Raw genomic sequence first — 18,312 nt, forward strand, 5'->3', positions numbered from 1 at the left:
ATTCTCCGTTATCCGTAGAGGTTTCTGTTCAAAACTGGAACTCGGTTATTGATAGCTAATGTAGCCCCACCGTTAATTTCATTAACGAGAATCGAACTCACGGTGTTCCCATAACATGTGTAACCGTATACTAGGGTCTTCGCACCACCCGGCATCGGTATGGCGAATGCGTTAGCATATGTAGGCACAATAGCTACTGGATAATCAAAGTTGTGTTTATCTCCGCTGTTCCAGCTCTTATTATCAAGAAACGTAAATGACAATGGAATATTTGCCGTGTTATAGATCTCCACTCCCGATGAATTAAAGAAACTCATCCCCCACTTCTCTTTTTTTGAAATGCCAGTTGCGAACACATACACCGTTACACTGGAGTCGCTGCCTACCCCGCCGAAGCTGTAAATAACCTGGTTATTGCGAACTAATCGGCTTGCGAGCAGCGAAACAGCCTTTGAATAAGCAACGAAAACAATAGGCGACCGATCTGGAGACAGGCCAGTATTGAACTCACTTCCGCCTCGCAACGACACCACATGCTTACTTTGGAACACCATCGGGGTAAGACTTGGAGACATCCAGACCTTCCCATCAGAACGAACAATTTTGCTTCCGTACATTATTTCTGAAACACCAATATATAAATTGTACCGCGAGCATCAGACCAGTTAATCGAGTTGCCCGATACCGAAACACTTCCAATATATCCATTGATTGTTTCCATTATGTAGTAATCAATTGACATACCTGGCTCAATTGCATAACTTCTGCTGCCACTACCTGTCGGTAGAAAATAATCCAGATAATAAATTGGCGCTAATGCGTCAACCATTTCCTGACGGCTAGGCGACCAGATTTTTGCTCCATAACTCATTATTTTCCCTCCGTGAAAAGAGGCACTAACGTACCTCTTAAAATCAGACTCTGGAGACGGTAAACGTCGCTCCTACCTGATTGAAAAACCAGTTTTGTGCAGTTAATGCGTAATAAGTCCGCACCCCATTCAGGTACATATAATTGACAAACGACAGCACAGTACCATTAAGAGATAGATTAAAGTTTTGTGCAGGCCCATTAACCAATCCCAAATAGAGATTTTGATAACCGCTTGGTTGATAAAAATGTCGGATTTCACAACCAAACAAGCTACCGCTTAGAGAACCAGTAGGGCGCACGGTTAGAACGTTACTGAGTACATTCTGGATACTGCCTGTAGCGGTTGCAAAACCGGTGTAGTTAGTGGACACAACGACCCACTGCATGTTTGTTACCTGCACGCGGGCATCATAAGTACTGCGTCCAGTTGTGATGGTAAAGTCGGCAGTAGATTTACCAACCAAGCCACTCATCCAGAACGGTGTGCCGACCTTAACAGCCGAGCCAGCGGCGGACATCCACCGCTGACCAGTTGTTGCGACGGCTGACGACCCGACCCATCCGGAGCCAATAGCCATCAATTACCTCCCTTTAAAACAGACATTTCTCCACGGAGTTCGCGCACTTCTTCACGTAACTCCTTCACAGCCTCGACCAACATGCCGATCACACCGTTATAGTTCAGACGTAAACGCGCTTGGCCGGACTGATCATTGTGGTCGACAGTTACCAGCTCAGGCTGGACCTTCTGAACGTCCTGCGCGATAAGCCCACCAGACTGTTCGTAACGGTCATAGACCTGAATTTCATAAAGAACGCCTTCAATCTGCTCCACTTTATCAAGCGCCCGCTCAATCTTGCGGATCTGGCGTTTGCTGCGTCGGTCAGAGCGAATATAAACGTCGTTAAAACTACCATTGCCCCCGCAATACCACACGCCATCGCTCTGCAGAAAAGCCTGTGCATCCGTTCCGTTAGCAGTACGCGACTTGTTAATCATGTAGAACCCGAACTGCGAGTTCCCCAACCCACCGACCATAAAGTAACGATCGGCGTGCTCTTGACGAACAATTGCTGATGCTGAGGACGTTGCTACAGCAGAACTGTTTGAAAGCGCTGCGTTAGTCCTCATGTCGATCCACGATGTGCTCGACGTCGGGATTCGGATATTTCCGCTCGTGACATCCACCCCTCCCCCAACGCTCAAGCCATTCCCCATTGAAACTGCACCGCTTGCGTTTGCAATAGTAATCGGTCGTAAAGCATTCCAACTTCCAAGCGGATCTCCAGATGCGGTCAAAAGGAAATAGGTGTTCCCCCCATCATTTCTGATAAAGAAACCATAGTTGCCATATGCCGCGCGGTAGGCGTTGGCCGATCTGGAAATGATATCCCCTGCTGCAGTCAGACCACCTGAAAGCGTGCCACCGGACAAAGGCAAAGCCCCCACATCTGCGGCGCTCGGCTTGTTGAGTGTGGTGTAGAGCTGTGCCCACGCCGACCAATTTGCATCACTAGCATCACGGCGAGAACGAACGTAAACTGGCGCATGAGTACCGCTCGTTCCGCTCCAGCCAATCAATAGTTCACCTTCACCTGAAGACGCCGCACCTTTAAGATGAATGACGTTGCCATAAGTCGTTGGGTAATTGTTGCTGTAGGCTTCATACATTTGTATGCCGGACATTGCCCCCTGGGAGTTAGCTTCCAGCGCTGCGACTCTCCCGCATGACACAAGTGTGGGAATGGAGATATTTGCTGACCCGTCAAAAGACACGTTATTAATCGTTCTTGGGGTCTGTAGCTTAGTCGCTGTTGCTGCATTGCCTGTTGTACTCTGATTACCCGCAGTATTTACGCCCGGCAAATTGATATCAGTTGACCCATCAAAAGAAACTCCGCCAATTTTTCGCGCTGTTTGCAGTTTTGTCGCCGTACCAGCATTGCCCGTAGTGCTCTGATTGCCTGCTGTGTTTACGCCAGGTAAGTTGATATCGGCTGACCCATCAAAAGAAACCCCACCAATTTTTCGGGCCGCCTGCAGCTTCGTAGCTGTGGCTGCATTACCGGAAGTATTCTGATTACCCGATGTATTTACGCCTGGTAGATTGATATCTGCGGAGCCATCGAAAGACACACCTCCGATACTACGAGCGATCTGGAGCTTGCTCGCCGTTGCAGCGTTACCGGAAGTACTCTGGTTGCCCTGAGCATTCACCCCCGGAAGCACGATATCTTTGCTGCCATCGAACAATACGCCACCGATGCTGCGAGCGGTCTGCAGTACAGTCGCTGAACTTGCGTTACCCATGAGCGATCCGGTAATAGAGCCATCTGCATCGGAAAGCACACGATGATAAACAACTCCCACAACGGCGTTTTCCGGTAGCGTATCCAGAACCTCAAAAACTTCCAGGGTCTCTACCGCTGCGCCAGAGAACTGAAGGTTAACAATCAGCTTCTGAGCACCCGCACCGGCATTCAGATAGATATCGTAGTTGTCCTCATCGGTGTTCACAGTGGCTACGTTCTGCACGGCAGAATCCATTGTGCGATAGGTAACTACATTCAGGCCACGCGGATCGCCACTAGCTGTTCGAAGCACTATGTCGGCCATTGCCGCCTGATAAGGGCTGTTGACTTCATATCCCGCACCGCCAATGATCTCGATATAAACGGTGCTGGTCGACTGCGGCATACGTGCGCGCGAAATCTTCACCCATTTAGGCGAATCGGTAGTTAGGTCCATCTCTGCGGAAGTCCCTTTCCACTTCACGCTCGCTACACTTGATTGGGCATTCTGAGCATACTCATACGCCTTATCCTCAGACTCTTTCGCTTTTGTTTGGGATATTTTTGCTTCACCCGCGGAGGTTGACGCCTCGGTTGCCTTCTTCGATGCGAGCACAGCGGACTCAGCCGCCTCATTCGCTTTGACTTCTATCCCAGCCAGAGAATCTGCCGCTGTTGTTGCCGACGCAGCTGCACTCGTCTCTGACTTCTTAGCTTCACCTGCGCTCAATGCAGCGGCTTCTTTGCTGGCTAACGCAGCATCAGCGTATTCGCCAGATGCCGAAGCACTATTAGCCGCAGCCTCGGCACTCAGACCTGCGGCAGATTCACTCTCAGCAGCAGCCTTCTGCGATGCGTCGGCGTTGGTTTCTGAAACTTTGGCCGCAGCAGCACTGGCCACCGACTCCCCGGCGCTCGAAGCAGCATGAGTTTCTGACTCCTTAGCCGCATTTTTCGAGGCCAGCGCATCAGCTGCACTACCAGCGGCGGCCTGCTCTGAGGCAGAGGCATTGGTTTCAGAGGTTTTTGCAGCAGCAGCAGAGTCAGACGCAGCAGACGCTGAAGCAGAGGCTTCGGATGCACTGGTCGCAGCCTGAGCTTCAGATGCTTTAGCCGCATCTTTGGATGCCGCGGCACTCGTGGCTGATTCACCAGCTTCAGTCGCTTTGGCAGACGCTGTCGCGGCAGACGCAGCAGCATCGACCTTGAGGCTTTCAGCATTGGTTTCAGACGTTTTGGCAGCGGATGCACTTACACCGGCAGCGCTTTCTGATGCAGCTGCGGCGGTAGCACTCTGGCTTGCTTCGGTGGCTTTGGTCGTCGCTGTATTGGCGCTTTCCGCAGCGGCCGCAGCACTGGCAGCCGCTGCTTTGGCCTTTTCACCAGCGGCATCGATAGCGTCGGTATTGTCTTTGTACCATTGCTGATTGGCATTGTGCTCATTGACGATCTGCGTCAGCGACTTCACGGTCACTTCCGTACCGTCTTCACGCTCAAGCGTGACCTCATCAACAGCTGTCAACCAGCTGCGCATCGTCTTCGAGTCGGCTGACATACGGGTCATTAGCGCGGTAAAACGTGCGCTGAACTGCGTTAAATCGCCCTCATAGGTTGTAATGATGCGGCACGGAACTTCCGTCTGGGTTTCGCCTGAATACGGCTCCACCAGCAGCAGGCTGGTGTCATTGAGTACGCGCTTAATTTCGTGCAGTTTGTTATCAGGGCCAATGACAATCATGCCCGGCAGCACACCATTCGCGGTTACGTTCCAGAACGTACCGGTGCCGGTGAGTGTGTCACTCCCCTGTGTAAATGTGATAGTACCTTCCCTGTACCACATATTCGCTCCTTGATAAGACGGGCATCCTTGCCCGTTATTAAGTAAGTACCTACTTATTTTTACCGATATGAAGAAATATTTCTACTGTCAAAGAAGCCCAATCCTCACCCGGAGAACGTTGTTGTCGTCATAGACATCGATACGCTGGCCGTTGATGACCAGACGACCGTTACCGCCACTATTGCCGTTGATCTCCAGCACGCCATTTTTCCCAAAGCGCCATCCTGAACGGCCAGAGATAAAGTTGGTGGACTGTAGGTCGCCAACTTTGGCGTTGGTGATTGTTCCATCCTTGATAAAAGCGCCGTTCATGTAAGCAACGCTGTTTTCGACCACAAACGGTGTGGTGATTTTCCCGTTAACCGAGTTCACAAGACCAAAGCGGTCTGCTTGAACAAGGAACTGAGAAAGACCTGTGCTATCAATGCCCAGCGCGATACCGGCAACATATTTCTGGCCACCGCTCGTGGAGGTCTCCATTTTAAGCGTCCACGCTGTCGAAACCTTTTTGTTGGTATCGGCAATTGCCTGGGCCTGCTGCTGGATAGTGGCCGAGTTGCCATCTACTTCAGCCTTAATCGTATCAATACGACCACCTAGTGCTTTATCGGCTTCCGCGCGTGCGGTTGCTTCAGAAGTAATAGCGGCACTGATATCTTTTCCTGTCTGAGCCTGCAAATTGGTGATTTGCCCTGCCAGCGCAGAGTCGGCATCGGTTCTGGCTTTCGTTTCTTCCGCAACAGCCGCCTTAATGTCGGCACCTGTTTGGGCCTTTAGTGTTGTGATTTGTTGTGCCAACGATTCGTCGGCGGTCGCTCTTGCAATCTGCTCTTCGGCCAGCGCCGCGCTGATATCTCCCTCAACCTTCGCTTGCAATGTTGTGATCTGCTTCGACAACGACTCATCCGCCGTTGCACGAGCCTCTTGTTCGGTCACAATTGCCGCAGCGATATCGTCGTTAATCTGAGCTTCAAGCTTGGTTATTTGGGTCGCAATAGCCTTATCAGCCTCAACACGAGCCGTCGTTTCTTCAGTGATAGAAGCGCGAATATCTTCACCAATTTCTGCGCGGATCTCTTCCACTTTCGAGGCCATTGCAGACATATCGTCGGCAAACGTCTTCTGAGTGGTTGCGATCTTCGCGTTATTGACCATCTGCTTGTGCTGGTCTTCATCCTGACGCAGAGCGAGATCGATATTGGTTTTGGCCAATGCCTCAATATTGGTGGTTACTTCCGCGCTGGCTCGCTCGACTTCGGCCACAGTTTTCTTCATCTCTTCAACAGCAGCAACGCTATCGTCAACAGAAGACTTCATCGCCTCAATCTGTTTGGCGTTCGCCATATCGCCTTCTACTCGGGCCTCACGTTCTTCGGCAATCAATGCAGAAGCATTATCGAGTGCTGCATGAGCTGCTTCGACCGCGCCAGCTACGGCTTTGCCCTGCTCGGATACAGTTTCCTGTAACTCAACTAAAGCCGCATTGGAATCTTCAACCTGTTGCAGAGCGTCATTGACCTTATCCAAAGTGCCGGACACTTCCGTTTTAAGCCCGTTTTGCGCTTCTTCTAGTCTCTGATCTGCCGCCGTCAACTTGTCATCGAGATCTTTGAGGCTTTCCTCCATCTGCTGATAGATAGAATCAACAGCCTCCTGAGAAACCTTAGAGTCGATTTCCTCAAGCAACTCCTGTCCCAACTCAGAAGATGTGATTTTCCCTGTCAGGAATGAGAGAACATCCTTTGTCATCGCCTCGGTACCCAAATTGGAGTTCGGCGGACTCAACATGCCTCTCTTATTTGCCGCGCGAACCCAATAGAACCACGTTTCGCTATCTCCCAGACCTGCATGGGTGAAAGTAGTACTGGCGGCCTCGGCAATCAGTTTTGCGGTGTCCAGGTCGTTGGTCTGTGACGCATACACGTTGATGTGGTCGAGATCGATTGAATCAGGGTTAACCCAATTCAGAATCACGTTGCGATAGTCACCCACGGCCGTCAACGCAGTCGGTGCGCCTGGCGGTGTCATCGTTCCCTGAACTTTATAGACTGTACTGATGATCTCAGTCTTTTTGCCGCTGAATGACACAGCATAAAGCTGGATATCATATTGGCCGTTCTCGGCAATATTGATGATTTCGTACTGCTCTTCAGTGACACGCGCGGACTGCCAGTTAGAAACGTTGTTCTCGTCCGAGCGACGCCAACTGATCCAATACTCAGCAGACTTACCTTCCCAGGTCGCAATAAGCTTGATGGAAAGGTTGCCTGGGCTGGAAATATACGTTCCTTCCGTCACCTGCAGGTTTGTCGGCTTCGAGTATGTTGGATCGAGAACGGTGTTGTTCTCCGGAATCAGCGTCGCCCCATTGTCTATCGCTTCGTACTTCGAAGGGTTATTCTGGACGACCGTCACATCGAAAGACCCTTGCGCATCACCCTGTGCAACGTTGATAACGCGTACTCGCATTGGCTCCAGGTCTGGTTCGGTGATAGTCCAGATGCCATTCATTACTGGCATTTCGCCGGATGCCAGAGACTTCGAGAACGTCACTTTAGTGATATTCTCCCCCGTCTCCAGAATGTCGCGTTCGACGATCTTGCCTTCCTGGTTCAAGATGCGAATGTAGCTGCCGCTTTTCTTCAACGATACTGGTGCGTCTAATGTAATGCTGCTCTTGTTAAAGGACATAATGCGACCGGAGTTGCGCTTGCCCGAACGGTACTTGTTCTGGATTAGCACGGTTTCACCAGGCATCAAGAACGAAGCATCGAGACCTGCAGTAAAGGTGATAACGTCAGACTCCATGCGAGCGGTATACAGCAACCACAAACCGACACGATGCGCCTGTCCACGGCTGGTACAACCGAACGCAACCACTTCAGTTTTGCGCTCGCCATAACGGCGCATCGCCTCCTGGTCTTCGACGTACTCGATGTTCTGCTTGTAGCCGTCTTCTTTATTGTTGTAGGTGACAAGCGCAACGGAAGGACGATCTTTGCGAGCTGAACCTTTATAGCTGAACAGGCCATCTTTGACGTTTGCGTTGGTAAACATCATGACCGGGTCTGACGGACTGTCCTGCATGACGTTGACCATTCCACCAGCCCAGAAGACCATACCGCGGAAGGCGCCAGCGATATCCTGAATCAGTCGATAAGCATCCTGCCGGCTGGTTATCTGGGTGTTGATGGCGAAACGCTTCTCCTTGCCGCCGAAACCATCGTCGACCTCTTCGTCGCAATAGCGACCGATCTGATACATCTGTCCAAGATCAATCATGGACTCAGAGACAAACTGCCCAAGGCCATATCGGGCGTTGGTCAGAACGTCGAAGAGAATCCAGGCTGGGTTAGAAGATGACAGCAGCTTAAACGTACCGTCCCAAACACCAACATAGGTATTGGTGTTCTCGTTGTAGTTTGACGGCACGCGGATTTTCAAACCACGCACCAGATACGAACGAGAAGGCATAGAGCTGCCGAACTGCTCTGAGTTAACCTTGAGTCCAACAAGCGCAGAGTTCGGATAGTTCATTGGCGTATCGACGATCTCACCGATGGAGTCCACCCACGTATCGTTATAGAGATACTGAGTTTTGCTGTCGTCGGTTAGGCGTATGACACGAACCTTATATGCGCGGCCAGGTTTCGGCAGTTTGAGTTCGTAGCTGCGGTAGTAAACACCTGTCTTCTTCGCTGTCAGGGCAACTTCAACACTTTTCTCGCCTTCAGCAACTACATCAGCAAATGTTCCATCGCCATTGGCGATCTGAAACTTGTATTTGACTGTTGTGCCGTTGGTGTCACCCGATTTCTTATCCACGCTACGCAGAGAGGGAAATTTGAGGATGACGCGAACGCGGTCAGCTTCATCGTTATCGATGGAGACTGTCACCTCATGTGTCTTTTTCAGCTGAATGTTGATGGATTTGGGCGTTTCAACAAAATCAAAGCCAGCCATAGGCGTCTGGTCTTGCGAACCGTCGCGAAAATCCCATGTAATGCCGCTATAGTTGGCCGAGCCGTCTTCATTGAGGATCGGCAGATCATCGATGAAAATCGATTTTGCACCGTCAACCAGACCACCAATAACGCCTTCCCCGAGCAAGTCGAGGATAGACGCCATAGCACGCGAGTTAACGGTATCATCGGCTTCAACCGGCGTGCGGCTGGAGCTGCTGCTTTTCTTGCCGCCTGCACCTGCGATCAGGAGAGGCAACCTTTTCTTCTTGAACTGTTCCATGTTCAAAAAATCCCTTATTACATAAGCTGGTCGATGGTGATAGAAGAACTCACAACCTGCGAGCCAACCAAAATTTCCTCTCCATAGATGAGCTGCACCGGGTTTCCCTGGTTAGTGGTGTTCTGCGGCCCATCGAAATAGAACGAGTCGGAGTTATCCGCCTGTCTCACACTGTCGTTCGTCGCCTGTGGCGAAATGAGTTGCGCGACGCCGCCCATCATTAATGACAAACCGAGCGGAGCCAGGGCTGGAACCCAGATGGAGGCGACCATCAAAACAGCACCCACCACCGTCTGAAACCAACCAAACGCAGAGCCGCCACTACCGCGAGGAACTGGCGTAATTCGGATCTTCGCGATGTTGTCGGACTGCCCCATCATCTGGTACTCACCTTCGTCGACCGACCATTTGTGGCCCTGCTTGTTGGTGATCTGGATGTGGTATTTGTCGTAGGTTTTGAGGTTTCGCTTCATCCAGGCTTTGAATCCGGGGCGATTAGCCTCAATCAAATCCAGAGCCTGCTTGGTGTTGCGAACCTTCAAATGCCAGTGACGACCGAAGTGTTTGGCCATAGGGCCGCCAAGTTGCACATGAACTAACTCAGACACGTCTCATCTCCCTTGAGTAAGTCTCTGTGACGCAGGTGGTGCGTCGTGTGTTTCTGGTACATGCCACCGTAATAAGCGCGACAACTCAGGCGGTCGATCTGGTGATGCAGGATCATGCCGTCTCCGATATACACCGCGCAGTGGTCAGGCATTTTTCCGTACTGGATGAAGAAGACATCGCCGCGCTGCGGTTCCGTCCCTGGCGCAAGACGCACCAGCCCTTCATTTCGATAGTTCTGGTCGAGAATGTCGTTGTCGCCCGTGTACCATGACGGGATATGCAGGTGCGCATTCGGATTCAGCTCAACACCAAACTCGCGCTTGAGATAGTCGCGGCAAAGCATCCAGCAGTCGAAGACACCGAACACATAGGGTCTCCCCAGATAAGGCATCTCAAAGCCGTCTGGGGTGATCACATTCATCTCACTGAAGTGAAATGGCGCATCGCCCTCGACATTCTTCCGAACAGCCAGAATCAACCACGGAACTTCCGTTGCCTCACATCCGGCTCGGTCGGCGTCTGACGCATCAGCTGATTCGTCAGTGTGGGAGTGCCAGATGGCAACCACGTCCCCCGCATCTTCCGCAGCGATAATGTCGTCAGCGTGCATAACAAACGTGTTTTCCGGGTACTCCGACACGTTCCGGGCTTCAATGAAGCGATATTTCTCGCCAGTGGTGCGCACCAGAAAGCCACACGCTTCGTTCGGGTAGCGTTTGATGGCTGTCAGATAGATTTGTTGCATAACGTCCGAGCCAAGCTCAGGGAGCACTTTATTACCCATAACGTGTTGCTCCGATGAACCCGCCAAAGTGGATTACGCCATTGGCAAAGTAGTTACGGCGAGCGTTGCATGAGTCGTAGCGTTTCGTGCAGTAATCCGCGCCTGACATGGTGGTTTGCTGGTTGTTTTTGTCGAAATATGGGCCGGTGTAGCCGCACTCTGGGCCGCGGTATTTCCACGGGCAGGTGTTTTTGATGATCTGGCGGTACGGCAGCTGCACGCCCATCAGATCGAACACACTCGACAGCTCAAACTCGACGACCTCATGGGTTTCGAGAGTCTTCTGTTCGATGAACCACATCTCATCCGGGAAGTGCTGATTTGGATCTGCGGTTGGATTCCCGTCTTTGAAGTTGGCCGCATCGAGAAAACGCGCCAGCGTCATCTTGCGGATGATGCGGCAACCCACCAGATCGTCGTTTGCCTGAACTTCAGCGGAGACAGTTCCGGCAAAGTTGGAGACCTGGATTTTTGGACGCGGCAAAGTACCCTGACCAGTCTTATCAAAGCCTGACGCTTTGATTGGCCACGGTTCGTAGGACACACCCTGCCAAACGACTGGCTCCATCAGTTCGTTTGTGCCGGCGTGGAAAAACAGCTTGCCCCCAGAGGTGGTGTTCGACATATCAAGTTCGAACAACTCAATGAGCGCGGAGGGCGACAAGCTCTGAATATCAGCTTTAATACCCATCGTTTCTTCCTTGAAATAAAGAGGCGCCAACATCCTGTCAGCGCCTATAAATAATAGTAAATAAGTGCCTACTTATCTAGTAGGTTAAATTATCCTTCATAAATTTGTCTGAAGGTCGCAGTGAGAACCTGATAGCCCTGGTAACGTTTGACCGTATGGCTGTCGCACACCACAACAATCTTTTTGCCACGAGGGTTCGTCCAGTAGAACGACTCAACGGCCGCGCGTGCCGTCAGAAAGTCATCGACGGCATTGATGACGTCGTAAGAGCGCGTAAATGTCAGGCTCCACTCTTCTTTGATGCGATTGAGACCTTTGGCCTGGCGCTGTTCGTAATCGTCACCGAAATTCAGAACCGCCACGTTAGGCTTCACGGTCTTTTCCGACTCGTAGTCGGGATACCAGTTAAAAGTCAGTCTTTCCATCTCACATCCTTGTGAGACTGCCCCTTCCGGGTCAGCCGTGGTTAGTTACGTTGAGAGTTAGGGTTGAGCGAACCGCCTGGCCGCTTCTCCTGAGCGATGGTTTCAAGCGCGATCGCCTTCATGCGCTGCGCTGCCTGACTCCATGCGCCTTCGGAATTGCTGTTCTCCGAGACACTGCCGTCGCTGTTGACGTTGATCTCAATGCTGACAGGTGAGAAAACGCCGCCACCGCCGCCTTTAACACCCTCTGCGTTGAGCGTAACCGGGATGGAACGCCCATCCGGAAGCGGAACGTAGGCTTCGTTCATATCCCCTTCACCAAACAGCGCCAGCTGTGGAGAGTCAGCGATGCCACCTTTCTGGTACGCACGCAGCGGAACCACGCCGTCTTTCCCGAAAATGCCGCCTTTGGCGAACTTCGGAATTGCCGGGATGCCGCCAGTACCATCAGATGCCGATCCGGTGAGATTGTTGAACCCGGAGTTAGAGCCGGAGGAACCCGATCCGATGTTGTCGAAGCCACCACCAGCCCAGGCAGACACAAGCCCGGAGGCAATGGTGGCGCCGAAGCTCAACCACTTATTGCCAGAGCCGGACATGTTTGCTCCCAGCATGGCAAACGCGGCAGAAAGCGCCCCCGTGACAGAGCTAAGGTTCTGCATGGAGAAGATGGATGTCTTCACCGCTTTGGTTTCCGCGTCTTTGGCTTCAGTGCTGGTGAACAGTCCATTCACCCAGCTGCCGATCGCGTTGGTTGCAGAGCCAATCGCGCTGGTCGTCTGCTGAGTGGTCTGCCCCAGACCGGAGACCGAGCTGGAGGTCTCTTTCGTCGCCTCACCCACGCTCTTATCGCCGTTGACCGCATTCATCCGGACGCCCTGGTTGGTAACCGCTGATGCGACACCAGAAAGCAGATTGCCGCTCTGAGAGCTGCCCGCTGCCGTCGTTCCCATCCCCAGCATGTTCATGAGAGGCAGGGTGATCTGCGTCTTCACAACCATGTTGGTGATGTCGCGGAGGATGGATTCTGCCAGGCTGGAGAAGTCCATTTTCCCCTTCATGACGAAGTCGGTCAGCGTATCCGTCATGTTGCTGAACAGGTTGCTCCAGCTATTTTCCAGCTGATCGGCCAGATTCTCGTACTCAAGCGCCAGCTTCTGTGTCGCCGTACCCGTCTCTTTGATGAGAGCGGTGTTGCCTGCCGCCACCAGCTGGTTAATCTGCTTGGTGTAAAGCGCCACGATTTTCGGATCAGAAGCCTGGTCACGCAGATCCATCAACGCTTTCAGGTTACGGTTGTAGGTGTCGTTGAAATCGGCCACCTTCTCTTCACGAGACGGCTTGTAACCCGCGCTGATGATGGAATCGGATTCCGGCGCCCAGGTGGAGATCATCTGCTCGACGTTGCGGCGGTTGAACATCTCGCGATAGTCGTCGCTCGCGTTAGCCAGGTCAGCCAGGCGTGACTTGGCTTTGTCGATCATCTCCTGAGTGATGAACTCATTCGGTACGGCGTTGGCCAGTTCGGTCAGCGATTTGGTGGTATCGCGGAGAGACTGATCAAACGACACGGTCGCTTTTGAGCTTTCACCCATCTGCCCCATAAGCTGATCGGCTTTATCCAGGGCTTTCTGGTAGCCGGCCGCCAGCTTACGCTGCGCATTTTCTTCCTTCCTAGCGACACGCTGAGAAGCATTGGCAGTACGCTGCCCGGCTTTTTCCGCTGCTGCGGCGTCCTGCTCACGCGCTTTGGTCAGTGCGGCGATCGCGGCAGCACGTTCCTCGTCGCTCATTTTCTCCAGAGAGCTGGCGCTGGAGGCTTTCTGCAGGTTCAACTGGGTTTTGAGCTGTTTCGGCCCGATGATCGGCTTGCCTTCGAAGTCCAGCATCGCCGTACCGTCTGGCAGTGTGCGCTGGTAGGTCGCGGAGTCCATCTGGTTCCGCATATACTGCGCCAGTGCTTTCTGAGCCGCTTTATCGGTCGTTCCCAGCCCTAGAACGGTTCCCTGGTTGGACATTACGCCCTTACCGGTTTTCGCCGCGCTATCACGCTCGAACTCCGCCTGAGTCAGCTCCTGAGCAACAGCTTCAAGATGCTCCTGATACCCACGGATGCTGCCTTGTAGCTTCTGAACCTGCTCGGTGTTCCCCTCTTTCTTCGCTTTCTCCAGCATGTCGCTGAAGTGGGCAATTTGCTTCTCGGTTGCGTTTTTGCGAGAAGACAGGTCGTCGACCAGCTTCTGCGCCGGTTCCAGATAGGACTTGTTCACCTTCTCGCGAAGCGGTGCGAGCAGCTTGTTCTTCTCGTCGTCCGAAAGCGATTTGTCGTCGTTGATTTTCTGGATCTTATCCAGAGCCTCCTGACGGGCTTTCACAAACGTTGCAGAGAAGACCTGGTTATCTGCCCGGATTTTCTCAATCTGGGATTCAGCAGCCTCTTTTGCCAGCCGTTTGGCCACCGCGCCATCACCCAGCGCCATCGTGCCTGTGGTTCTTTCGTACTCTTCCTGATTTTTCTTCAGGCGAGCCTCAACAACCTCTTTGGACTCCTTCACGGCGACAGGGCCAGCCGCTGTGGAGTAGTAGTTCACGCTTTCACCGGTTTTAAGCGCCTGCTGGTCTCGCTGGATCTGTTTTTCAAGCTCGGCTGCACGCGCTGCCATCTGCGCACGCTTGGCCGCAGTCATCGCCTCCGGGATTTTGCGGATCTCGTCCACAACTTTGGACGTTTCGCTGCGGAGCATGGTCATATACGTGATAAGACCGGCTACAGCCACGGTAGCTACGGTGAACGCTGCACCAATGGGGTTTGCTGCAATGAACGCAGTTAGCCCAGCAAACGCGCCCTGAAGCCCCGTAATCGCGCCACGGATAGCGAAGATCAGCGATGGGATTGGAGCCAGCCCCATACGAGCCGCACGATTAAAGCGGGTGACCGCTGTCGCGCCCAGATTGAACGGAGCCTGGAGAACGGTCGACATCTTGGTAAATGTGTTAACCATTTGCCCGGCAGTACCGATCACACCTGCAATCCCGGCACGCATCAGCTTGAACGCCACCATCGCAGCAACAACTTTGCCCAGGCTGATAACCAGCTCCTGGTTTTTAGCCAGCCACTGCGCCAGCTCGCGTAAGCCGTCGATCGCCGTGGAGAGTCCGGAACCCAGCGAGTTAGCGAACGAAATGCCTTCAGCGCTGTTCATGATGGAAGCAAGCTCTTTCATCCCCTTTGTGAGAGAATCCAGATAGCCCGCCTGACCGACACGATCGGCAAACAGCGTAAAGGAGGTTTGCAATTGCGCCAGCGCACCAGTGTAGGTTTGCATCATGTCTTTGGCGGCGTTTTCGTTCTCCGCACGCAGACCAACGAACATCAGCGATAGCGCCTGTTTCGCTTCCACAGTACCGGTGGAGACTGCTTTGGTCAGTTCCCCCATAGTGATACCGGCAGCGTCTGCCATCGCTTTCATCGCGTTAGGAACGGCTTCACCTAATTGCTGACGCAGTTCTTCCATCGACACGACGCCCTTACCGGACATCTGCTGGACAGCCACGGCAGCACGTTTAAGCAGTTCGCTATCGCCGCCGAAGCGTGCAACGGAGTCCACCAGTGCTTTCAGCGACCCGTCAGTAGGATCGAGACCTGCCGAGCGGAATTTAACGAAGGAATCGGTCAGAGCCTGCATCGCAAACGGGGCGTTTTGCGCCATATCCACGATGTACTGCATATCCTCTGCGGCTGCTTTGCCAGGGTTGGCCTTGTCCTTGTTCAGCCCGCGCAACATGACACGCATACGCTCCATTTCGGAGGCGGCTTCGATGATTGGCTTCTGCCAGCCGAACAGGATGTCAGTTACCGTTCTTGCCGCATCACCAATCTCGCCAAGCAAGAAAATGTTGCCGCGCAGACCAGAGAACACACCACTTTCAGCACCACGCCCGCCGTGGCCATAGGAACCGCTGTGTCGACCACCACCGCCATCACCGTAGCCGCTGGTGCGTACACGTACCGGCTTGCTGATCAGTTGCTGGCGGCCAATCACGGCATCCATCTGATCGCGGACTTTCTTCAGCCCCTCGGCAGCCTGGCTCGTTGTGACACCCCAATTACTGAGACGCTTCGTCGTGGTGTTAAGGCGCGTATTCATGCCACTCACGGAGGAAGAGGCTTCTTTTACCTCCGTACCGAAGCGGCTGGCGCTCTTGCCAGCGAACGTTGCCCAATCGGAAAACTCGTTGAGTTCAGACTGAACCTTGCGCAGCGATGTGGTGAGCTTATTAACGGATGAGGTGGTTGTGTCGACGCGCTCAATCAGGGTTTTGAGACCTGAGTTGAGGCTGGTAATGTTGCCTCGCGTCTTGCGCGAAACATCAGACACAAGCTCGAAGCCGGCAGCTACATCCTGTAGTTTGTCTGCCGTGGCATCGAGCTTGGACTCCAGAACGCCGATGATGCGGGAGACCGAACCCAACGAGCGTTCCAGATTGTTAATTTTCTGAGCTGGCTTTGTGGCCTGCTCCCCGAATCTGGTAAGTAGCTTACCCGCCCGGTCGATTGACGCTGTAAACTGCTTGTCTTCCAGCGACAGGATAAACTCTACGTTTTGTGACATTCCCTTGTCATCCTCTGCCAAAAATTTGCATCAGTTGCTCTTTGGCGTCAGGGTCTGCCTTATCCTTGCGAGGATCGTAGACTTTATCGGTTACGACTGGTCTTCCAATCCTGAGTTGCAAACCCTCCATGAACGCCTTCACGCCCTCGCCATCTGCCTGAGCAGCGCGAGCGACTTGCAGGTTGCGGACATCCTCTTCCGCACGCAGACGGTCGATGTTGCGGCTGAGCATCCAGAACATCGTTAGAGGGACGCCCAGCAGCTCTAATGGCGACACGGCGTAGTGAGCAACTACACGACTGAAATAGAATCCGAGATCTATCGATACGGTCTTTACCCCGGATTCATCGCGGGAAATTACTTTGCCCCTTCACCAGCCGCTTTTTCGTTCTCTTCATCAATCACTTCCATAGCGAAGGTGAAGATCTGCTGGAGCTGCGGAACAGTCAGTTTTTCCAGTACAGCGTCCGGCACGGATGGGATGACCTTGCGAACCAGGTCGGCGTAAGCAGTAACCTGCTCAACAGGCGACATGTTCTGGAGGTCTTTGCCTTCCATCTGCTTGATGGAGACGAACAGGCCAACAGTCATTTCAACGATGGGATATTCCTGGCCGCCGAACTTGATGCTTTTCTTCGGCGGCAGAATGGAGTCGAGATCGAGTAATTTGGTCATTGGTTAAAGTCCTTTTGAAAGAGAGGCTCTTCCTGAGCCTCTGCTTAGTTACGTCGCGATTATTCGGCAGAATTAACCGTTACTGCTTTGGTCGTTTTCTTGCCGCCGCTATTGCTGGTAAAGGAGATATTTGCCGAACCTTCAGCTACTCCGCGAACCAGACCAGTCTGGTCAACGGTTGCTTTCTCCTGATTGTCGGATTCCCACACACCGGTTTTATCGCCGGCATCTGCAGGGGTGATCTGGGCAGTCAGCTGCACGGTCTCACCGGCTTTAACTTCCGGAGATTCCGGAGAGATAGAGACGGTTTTAACCGGCTTTGGGCCGCTCATTTTCCCCAGCACGCCGTCGTCATCCGGGTAAGCGGTGAACTGAACGGAGAACACGCGAACATCATCAGACTGGTAGGTCATGGTGAAGTTACCTGCGGTCGCAGCTTTCGGGATGGTCAGAACGTAGTCGGTGGTATCCTGCGGGGTCAGAACCAGCTCTTTGGCTACGTCGATCAGGTTGACGCCCTGTGCGGAAGTGATGGTCACAGCGTTATCTTCTTCGCTCAGAGTAGAACCCGGCATCAGATCGACCATATTCTGCAACACAGACTCGGCCAGCGGCGCAGTGATAGTGATGTTACGACCCTGCACCAGCTCGGAGATGGTGGTCTGCCCCAACTGGTCTACGGTGACTTTCAGAGTTTCGGTCGCAACTTCAACCTGAACACCGCCTTTGGTGTAACCCAGATCAACGCCACCAAACGACACTTTGCAGGCGCCAAGTTTGATGTTTTTTACATGGGTATTGGACATTGTTGGAAAACTCCTTTTTCCGTTAAATCAGCACCTTCATGGTGCCAATGGTAAGTATATACTTACTTATTTTATTAATTCAACAAATAGCCCGCAAATTCAATCGGGATACCCGCTTCAATCAGCGAACCTTCGTTTTTGGGATAAGTAATCGGCATCGACATTGGCCGAACCAACCGGAAGTAAACGCCCTCTGACACGGTTTCTTCGACCGGGAACATGTCCATGATCTTATTGGCTTTCGCCACCGCCTTTGTGATCGTCGCATTACGCACGATGACGGTGAAAGAGTCGTGATAGAAGCCTTTTAACTCATGGTCAATGGTGATCCCCGTATTGGGAGTAACCAACAGAACACCGGACTTCACATTGGCTGGCATGTAGTGACAGAAAATGTCAGTGCCGACTGTACCGATCTTCGCCTTCTGCATCAGGCTCGCAAATGCCTCAATAAACACA

At 52.7% G+C, this 18,312-nt stretch carries 14 protein-coding genes; all 14 read right to left on the reverse strand.

The features are described from left to right. Positions 1 to 8: 8 nt before the first annotated feature. Complete coding sequence (locus tag L2Y28_RS25020) at positions 9 to 575, reverse strand: hypothetical protein (RefSeq protein WP_016051631.1); 567 nt, start codon at positions 573 to 575, stop codon at positions 9 to 11. Between the two features lie 41 nt (positions 576 to 616). Then, positions 617 to 871, reverse strand: coding sequence for a hypothetical protein (locus L2Y28_RS25025; protein ID WP_022649955.1), 255 nt, complete (start codon positions 869 to 871; stop codon positions 617 to 619). Positions 872 to 914: 43 nt separating this feature from the next. Further along, positions 915 to 1,451 (reverse strand): hypothetical protein, encoded by a 537-nt coding sequence (locus tag L2Y28_RS25030; protein WP_022649954.1) that lies wholly within the window; start codon positions 1,449 to 1,451, stop codon positions 915 to 917. After that, positions 1,451 to 5,005 (reverse strand): tail fiber domain-containing protein, encoded by a 3,555-nt coding sequence (locus L2Y28_RS25035; RefSeq protein WP_022649953.1) that lies wholly within the window; start codon positions 5,003 to 5,005, stop codon positions 1,451 to 1,453. The genes L2Y28_RS25030 and L2Y28_RS25035 overlap by 1 nt, the downstream gene beginning before the upstream one ends. Positions 5,006 to 5,092: 87 nt before the next feature. Next, entirely contained in the window at positions 5,093 to 9,250 is a 4,158-nt protein-coding gene (locus L2Y28_RS25040; protein ID WP_022649952.1) for a phage tail protein, read from the reverse strand. Positions 9,251 to 9,267: 17 nt separating this feature from the next. Next, positions 9,268 to 9,858 carry a tail assembly protein gene (locus tag L2Y28_RS25045; RefSeq protein ID WP_016051626.1) on the reverse strand — a complete coding sequence of 197 codons (591 nt, stop codon included), beginning with the start codon at positions 9,856 to 9,858 and terminating at the stop codon, positions 9,268 to 9,270. After that, positions 9,846 to 10,643 carry a C40 family peptidase gene (locus L2Y28_RS25050; RefSeq protein WP_022649951.1) on the reverse strand — a complete coding sequence of 266 codons (798 nt, stop codon included), beginning with the start codon at positions 10,641 to 10,643 and terminating at the stop codon, positions 9,846 to 9,848. The genes L2Y28_RS25045 and L2Y28_RS25050 overlap by 13 nt, the downstream gene beginning before the upstream one ends. Beyond that, entirely contained in the window at positions 10,636 to 11,334 is a 699-nt protein-coding gene (locus tag L2Y28_RS25055; protein ID WP_016051624.1) for a phage minor tail protein L, read from the reverse strand. The genes L2Y28_RS25050 and L2Y28_RS25055 overlap by 8 nt, the downstream gene beginning before the upstream one ends. Positions 11,335 to 11,423: 89 nt before the next feature. Further along, positions 11,424 to 11,759: a phage tail protein gene (locus L2Y28_RS25060; protein ID WP_016051623.1), complete on the reverse strand. Its 336-nt coding sequence runs from the start codon at positions 11,757 to 11,759 to the stop codon at positions 11,424 to 11,426. 41 nt (positions 11,760 to 11,800) lie between these two features. Then, a complete protein-coding gene (locus L2Y28_RS25065; protein WP_022649950.1) occupies positions 11,801 to 16,372 on the reverse strand; it encodes a tape measure protein in 4,572 nt (1,523 codons plus the stop codon). Positions 16,373 to 16,379: 7 nt separating this feature from the next. Beyond that, entirely contained in the window at positions 16,380 to 16,604 is a 225-nt protein-coding gene (locus tag L2Y28_RS25070) for a hypothetical protein (RefSeq protein ID WP_000952684.1), read from the reverse strand. Between the two features lie 125 nt (positions 16,605 to 16,729). Continuing rightward, positions 16,730 to 17,047: a hypothetical protein gene (locus tag L2Y28_RS25075; protein ID WP_000163862.1), complete on the reverse strand. Its 318-nt coding sequence runs from the start codon at positions 17,045 to 17,047 to the stop codon at positions 16,730 to 16,732. 59 nt (positions 17,048 to 17,106) lie between these two features. Then, the gene (locus tag L2Y28_RS25080) at positions 17,107 to 17,853 is read right to left on the reverse strand and encodes an Ig-like domain-containing protein (RefSeq protein ID WP_022649949.1); all 747 of its coding nucleotides are present in this window, start codon (positions 17,851 to 17,853) and stop codon (positions 17,107 to 17,109) included. 74 nt (positions 17,854 to 17,927) lie between these two features. After that, positions 17,928 to 18,311 (reverse strand): minor capsid protein, encoded by a 384-nt coding sequence (locus L2Y28_RS25085; RefSeq protein ID WP_000469441.1) that lies wholly within the window; start codon positions 18,309 to 18,311, stop codon positions 17,928 to 17,930. Between the last annotated feature and the right edge of the window lies 1 nt (position 18,312).

The sequence above is a fragment of the Enterobacter sp. JH25 genome (assembly GCF_021725435.1).
Classification (GTDB): Bacteria; Pseudomonadota; Gammaproteobacteria; order Enterobacterales; family Enterobacteriaceae; genus Enterobacter; species Enterobacter intestinihominis.

Coding starts and splice junctions, on each gene's coding strand:
- L2Y28_RS25020 (WP_016051631.1), bottom strand. CDS start 575: ATGTCTCCAAGTCTTACCCCGATGGTGTTCCAAAGTAAGCATGTGGTG.
- L2Y28_RS25025 (WP_022649955.1), bottom strand. CDS start 871: ATGAGTTATGGAGCAAAAATCTGGTCGCCTAGCCGTCAGGAAATGGTT.
- L2Y28_RS25030 (WP_022649954.1), bottom strand. CDS start 1,451: ATGGCTATTGGCTCCGGATGGGTCGGGTCGTCAGCCGTCGCAACAACT.
- L2Y28_RS25035 (WP_022649953.1), bottom strand. CDS start 5,005: ATGTGGTACAGGGAAGGTACTATCACATTTACACAGGGGAGTGACACA.
- L2Y28_RS25040 (WP_022649952.1), bottom strand. CDS start 9,250: ATGGAACAGTTCAAGAAGAAAAGGTTGCCTCTCCTGATCGCAGGTGCA.
- L2Y28_RS25050 (WP_022649951.1), bottom strand. CDS start 10,643: ATGGGTAATAAAGTGCTCCCTGAGCTTGGCTCGGACGTTATGCAACAA.
- L2Y28_RS25055 (WP_016051624.1), bottom strand. CDS start 11,334: ATGGGTATTAAAGCTGATATTCAGAGCTTGTCGCCCTCCGCGCTCATT.
- L2Y28_RS25060 (WP_016051623.1), bottom strand. CDS start 11,759: ATGGAAAGACTGACTTTTAACTGGTATCCCGACTACGAGTCGGAAAAG.
- L2Y28_RS25065 (WP_022649950.1), bottom strand. CDS start 16,372: ATGTCACAAAACGTAGAGTTTATCCTGTCGCTGGAAGACAAGCAGTTT.
- L2Y28_RS25070 (WP_000952684.1), bottom strand. CDS start 16,604: ATGCTCAGCCGCAACATCGACCGTCTGCGTGCGGAAGAGGATGTCCGC.
- L2Y28_RS25075 (WP_000163862.1), bottom strand. CDS start 17,047: ATGACCAAATTACTCGATCTCGACTCCATTCTGCCGCCGAAGAAAAGC.
- L2Y28_RS25080 (WP_022649949.1), bottom strand. CDS start 17,853: ATGTCCAATACCCATGTAAAAAACATCAAACTTGGCGCCTGCAAAGTG.